Raw genomic sequence first — 5000 nt, forward strand, 5'->3', positions numbered from 1 at the left:
GAACGACCGAAGAAAGCACTCGGCGGGCTGACGCCCACCGCGTATGCCCGGCAGCTGGCGGCCAGAGCGATACCATCCACCCAAGGGCTCTGAACCGGACCGCTACTCACGAAGGGGTAACGTCGGTTGCTCGACGCCGTCTGCGCGGTCCGGGGGCGCCCGTCGGTGATCCGCACCGACAACGGCAAGGAATTCACGGGCCGGGCCATGCTGACCTGGGCGCACCGGCAGGGAATTGCGCTGCGCCTGATCGAGCCGGGCAGGCCGAACCAGAACGCCTACATCGAATCCTTCAACGGGCGGCTGCGGGACGAGTGTCTCAACGAGCACTGGTTTGTCAGCCTCGACCACGCCAGAGCGGTCATCCGCGCCTGGACACAGGACTACAACGAGGAACGACCGAAGAAAGCACTCGGCGGGCTGACGCCCACCGCGTATGCCCGGCAGCTGGCGGCCAGAGCGATACCATCCACCCAAGGGCTCTGAACCGGACCGCTACTCACGAAGGGGTAACGTCGTAATAACCCAGTGATTTTCTGCTCAGGTATAACCTCACGAGGCAATACCCGATGAGCATCACGACGGAAGAAGACATCAAGCGCTGGAAGCCGAGCCGGCAGTTCGATCTGCCGCCTGGCCTGCTGCCGGTTTCACGGACACCGAGTTTGGGTGTGATGATGAAACCGGAGGTGGCTCATGGGAACGAGACGGGTGTTCAGCCGCGAGTACAAGCTTAAGGCGGTGAAGTTAGTGACCGAGCGCGGCGTGTCGGTGGCGCAGGCGGCGCGGGGTCTGGGGCTGCACGAGAACGTGCTGCGCAAATGGGTGAGCGCGCAGCGGGATGATCCGCAGCATGCGTTTCCGGGCCACGGCCAGCTGAAGCCCGAGGCGGCGCAGCTGGATCGGTTGCGCAAGGAAGTGCAGAAGCTGCGGGCCGAGCGCGACATCCTAAAAAAAGCCGCGGCCTACTTCGCCAGGGAATCGCTGTGAAGTTCGGTTTCGTGACGAAGCACCGAGGGGCCTTTGCGGTGCGGCCGTTGTGCGGGGCGCTCGGTGTGTCTCGAAGCGGGTACTACGGGTGGCTGACCCGGCCGCGCAGCCCGCGCGCGCGTGAGGACGACGCGATCGGCGCCCAGGTGCACCGCAATTTCCTGAGCAGCGACCGGACCTACGGCGCACGGCGGGTCTGGCATGACGTGTTGGCGCAGGGCCATCGCTGTGGCCTGCACCGGATCGAGCGTCTGATGCGCGCGCAGGCGCTGCGGGCGCGGCCCCGGCGGCGGCGCTTGCCGGTCGATGTCGGGCAACGCCCCGCGGCGGCCATTGCGCCCAACCTGCTGGACCGGCAGTTCCAGGCCAGCGGCCCGAACCGGACCTGGGTCGCCGATTTCACCTGCCTGTGGACCGCCGAAGGCTGGCTGTACGTCGCCGTCGTGCTCGACCTGTACTCGCGCCGGGCGGTCGGTTGGTCGATGCAAAACGAGATGACCAGCCAGCTTGTCACCGATGCCCTGATGATGGCGATGTGGCGGCGCGGGAAACCTGGCGCACTGCTGCATCACTCGGACCGCGGCAGCCAGTACACCAGCGCCGCATTTCAGCGCCTGCTCGGCGATCTGGGCGTGACCTGCAGCATGAGCCGGTCCGGCAAGGTCTGGGACAACGCGGCGATGGAGAGCTTCTTCTCGTCGCTCAAAACCGAATGTACCGCCCGCAAGGTCTATCGATCCAGAAACGACGCCAAGGCGGATGTCTTCGACTACATCGAGCGCTTCTACAACCCGACGCGGCGGCACTCGACCCTGGGCTACCTCAGCCCGATTCAGTACGAGCAGCAGACGAAATTAGCTTAAGGGGGGGCTACGAAACCGGCAGCAGGCCAGCCTGACCTGCGCAGAAACCGGTGGGTCATTACAGCCAGGCCGGTTCTGGACGAACCGAAAATACCGGGACGCGCGACAAAAACTGCCGCGATAAAAAACCCCCGCCAGCAAGCTAGCGAGGGTTCGTCATAAAGAGCCTGGCGGTGACCTACTTTCACATGGGCGAACCCACACTATCATCGGCGCGGAGCGGTTTCACTTCCGAGTTCGGAATGGGATCGGGTGGTTCCCACTTGCTATTTCCGCCAGGCAAACTGTAGCCGAAGTAATCACTCCGGCGATTCGAAAAGAGAGCTTCGCGCTTGCAATTCGGTTGGGTGTTATATGGTCAAGCCTCACGGGCAATTAGTATCGGTTAGCTCCACACGTCACCGTGCTTCCACACCCGACCTATCAACCTAGTAGTCTTCTAGGGCCCTTCAGGGACCTCAAGGGTCCAGGGAGACCTAATCTTGGGAGAGGCTTCCCGCTTAGATGCTTTCAGCGGTTATCCCGTCCGTACATAGCTACCCGGCAATGCCACTGGCGTGACAACCGGAACACCAGCGGTACGTCCACTCCGGTCCTCTCGTACTAGGAGCAGCTTCCCTCAAATCTCCAACGCCCACGACAGATAGGGACCGAACTGTCTCACGACGTTCTAAACCCAGCTCGCGTACCACTTTAAATGGCGAACAGCCATACCCTTGGGACCGACTACAGCCCCAGGATGTGATGAGCCGACATCGAGGTGCCAAACTCCCCCGTCGATATGAACTCTTGGGAGGAATCAGCCTGTTATCCCCAGAGTACCTTTTATCCGTTGAGCGATGGCCCTTCCATACAGAACCACCGGATCACTAAGACCGGCTTTCGCCCCTGCTCGACGTGTCTGTCTCGCAGTCAAGCACCCTTATGCCTTTGCACTCATTGCGCGATGTCCGACCGCGCTGAGGGTACCTTTGTGCTCCTCCGTTACTCTTTCGGAGGAGACCGCCCCAGTCAAACTACCCACCATACACTGTCCCCGATCCGGATTACGGACCTAGGTTAGAACTCCAAGCGTGTCAGGGTGGTATTTCAAGGACGGCTCCACCAGAACTGGCGTCCTGGCTTCAGCGCCTCCCACCTATCCTACACAAACAAACTCGAAGTCCAGTGCAAAGCTGTAGTAAAGGTTCATGGGGTCTTTCCGTCTTGCCGCGGGAACACTGCATCTTCACAGCGATTTCGATTTCACTGGGTCTTGGGTGGAGACAGTGTGGCCATCGTTACGCCATTCGTGCGGGTCGGAACTTACCCGACAAGGAATTTCGCTACCTTAGGACCGTTATAGTTACGGCCGCCGTTTACCGGGGCTTCGATCAAGAGCTTCGCTTGCGCTGACCCCATCACTTAACCTTCCGGCACCGGGCAGGCGTCACACCCTATACGTCCACTTACGTGTTTGCAGAGTGCTGTGTTTTTAATAAACAGTCGCAGCCACCTGATTACTTCAACCCTTTTCCGCTCCAGGCGCGAAGCCCTTCACGTAATAGGGGCGCACCTTCTCCCGAAGTTACGGTGCTATTTTGCCTAGTTCCTTCACCCAAGTTCTCCCAAGCGCCTAGGTATTCTCTACCAGTCCACCTGTGTCGGTTTCGGGTACGGTCCCACATCGCCTGAAGCTTAGAGGATTTTCTTGGAAGCGTGGCATCAGTGACTTCACTCCACGAAGGGAGCTCGTCATCACGTCTCGAAATTGCGATCCCGGATTTGCCTAAGACCGCTTCCTACACGCTTAAACCGGGACATCCAACACCCGGCCCACCTAGCCTTCTCCGTCTCCCCATCGCAGCGATGCGAGGTACAGGAATATTAGCCTGTTTTCCATCGACTACGCCTTTCGGCCTCGCCTTAGGAACCGACTCACCCTGCGCCGATTAACGTTGCACAGGAACCCTTGGACTCTCGGCGAGGGGGTTTTTCACCCCCTTTATCGTTACTCACGTCAGCATTCGCACTTCCGATACCTCCAGCAGACCTTACGATCCACCTTCACAGGCCTACGGAACGCTCCTCTACCATGCAAGCAAGCTTGCATCCGCAGCTTCGGTACACGGCTTAGCCCCGTTAAATCTTCCGCGCAGGACGACTCGACCAGTGAGCTATTACGCTTTCTTTAAAGGATGGCTGCTTCTAAGCCAACCTCCTGGCTGTCTTAGCCTTCCCACATCGTTCACCACTTAGCCGTGATTTTGGGACCTTAGCTGGCGGTCTGGGTTGTTTCCCTCTTCACGACGGACGTTAGCACCCGCCGTGTGTCTCCCGCGATTGCACTTCTCGGTATTCGAAGTTTGCATCGGTTTGGTACCGCTAGACGCAGCCCTAGCCGAAACAGTGCTCTACCCCCGAGAGTGAGACGCGAGGCGCTACCTCAATAGCTTTCGAGGAGAACCAGCTATCTCCGAGCTTGATTAGCCTTTCACTCCGATCCACAACTCATCCGAATCTTTTTCAACAGATCCCGGTTCGGGCCTCCAGCAGGCTTTACCCTACCTTCACCCTGGTCATGGATAGATCGCCCGGTTTCGGGTCTACTCCCAGCGACTGTCGCCCTATTCAGACTCGGTTTCCCTACGCCTTCCCTATTCGGTTAAGCTTGCCACTGAAAGTAAGTCGCTGACCCATTATACAAAAGGTACGCAGTCACTCAAAAAATGAGCTCCCACTGCTTGTACGCATACGGTTTCAGGATCTATTTCACTCCCCTATCCGGGGTTCTTTTCGCCTTTCCCTCACGGTACTGGTTCACTATCGGTCGACAGGTAGTATTTAGCCTTGGAGGATGGTCCCCCCATGTTCAAGCAGGGTTTCACGTGCCCCGCCCTACTCTTCGGCGCCCACCACTAATTTTTTTAAGGTACGGGGCTATCACCCGCTATGGCCGGCCTTTCCATGCCGTTCCCATAAAAATTAATAGATTAAAACGCGCTGGGCTGATCCCCGTTCGCTCGCCACTACTGGGGGAATCTCGGTTGATTTCTTTTCCTCCGGGTACTTAGATGTTTCAGTTCCCCGGGTTCGCTTCCTGCCCCTATGTATTCAGAGCAGGATACCGCTTACGCGGTGGGTTTCCCCATTCGGACATCTCCGGAT

Annotated in this window: 2 protein-coding genes, 2 rRNA genes and 1 pseudogene (1 of these 5 running past the window's edge); 3 read left to right on the top strand and 2 right to left on the bottom strand. The window is 58.7% G+C overall.

Annotated features, from left to right (window positions below; translation table 11 throughout):
- Positions 1-123 precede the first annotated feature (123 nt).
- From AB7F93_RS12965 to AB7F93_RS12975, 3 genes and pseudogenes are all read left to right on the top strand, one after another.
- Positions 124-486, top strand: a pseudogene (locus AB7F93_RS12965) (integrase core domain-containing protein); the annotation flags it as partial.
- A gap of 83 nt (positions 487-569) precedes the next feature.
- Positions 570-737, top strand: coding sequence for a hypothetical protein (locus AB7F93_RS12970; protein WP_428303335.1), 168 nt, complete (start codon positions 570-572; stop codon positions 735-737).
- Positions 697-1853 (top strand): IS3 family transposase gene (locus tag AB7F93_RS12975; RefSeq protein WP_428303336.1). Its coding sequence is split into 2 segments (ribosomal slippage): positions 697-949 and positions 949-1853, totalling 1158 coding nucleotides; the frame shifts between segments, so codons are not numbered across the junction. The genes AB7F93_RS12970 and AB7F93_RS12975 overlap by 41 nt, the downstream gene beginning before the upstream one ends.
- Before the next feature lie 165 nt (positions 1854-2018).
- Here AB7F93_RS12975 and rrf read toward each other — a convergent pair.
- Together rrf and AB7F93_RS12985 are read right to left on the bottom strand one after the other, a co-directional pair.
- Positions 2019-2133, bottom strand: a 5S ribosomal RNA gene (rrf, locus tag AB7F93_RS12980).
- Positions 2134-2207: 74 nt separating this feature from the next.
- A 23S ribosomal RNA gene (locus AB7F93_RS12985) occupies positions 2208-5000 on the bottom strand (it continues 102 nt past the right edge of the window).

The organism is Immundisolibacter sp., from assembly GCF_050250495.1.
GTDB lineage: Bacteria > Pseudomonadota > Gammaproteobacteria > Immundisolibacterales > Immundisolibacteraceae > Immundisolibacter.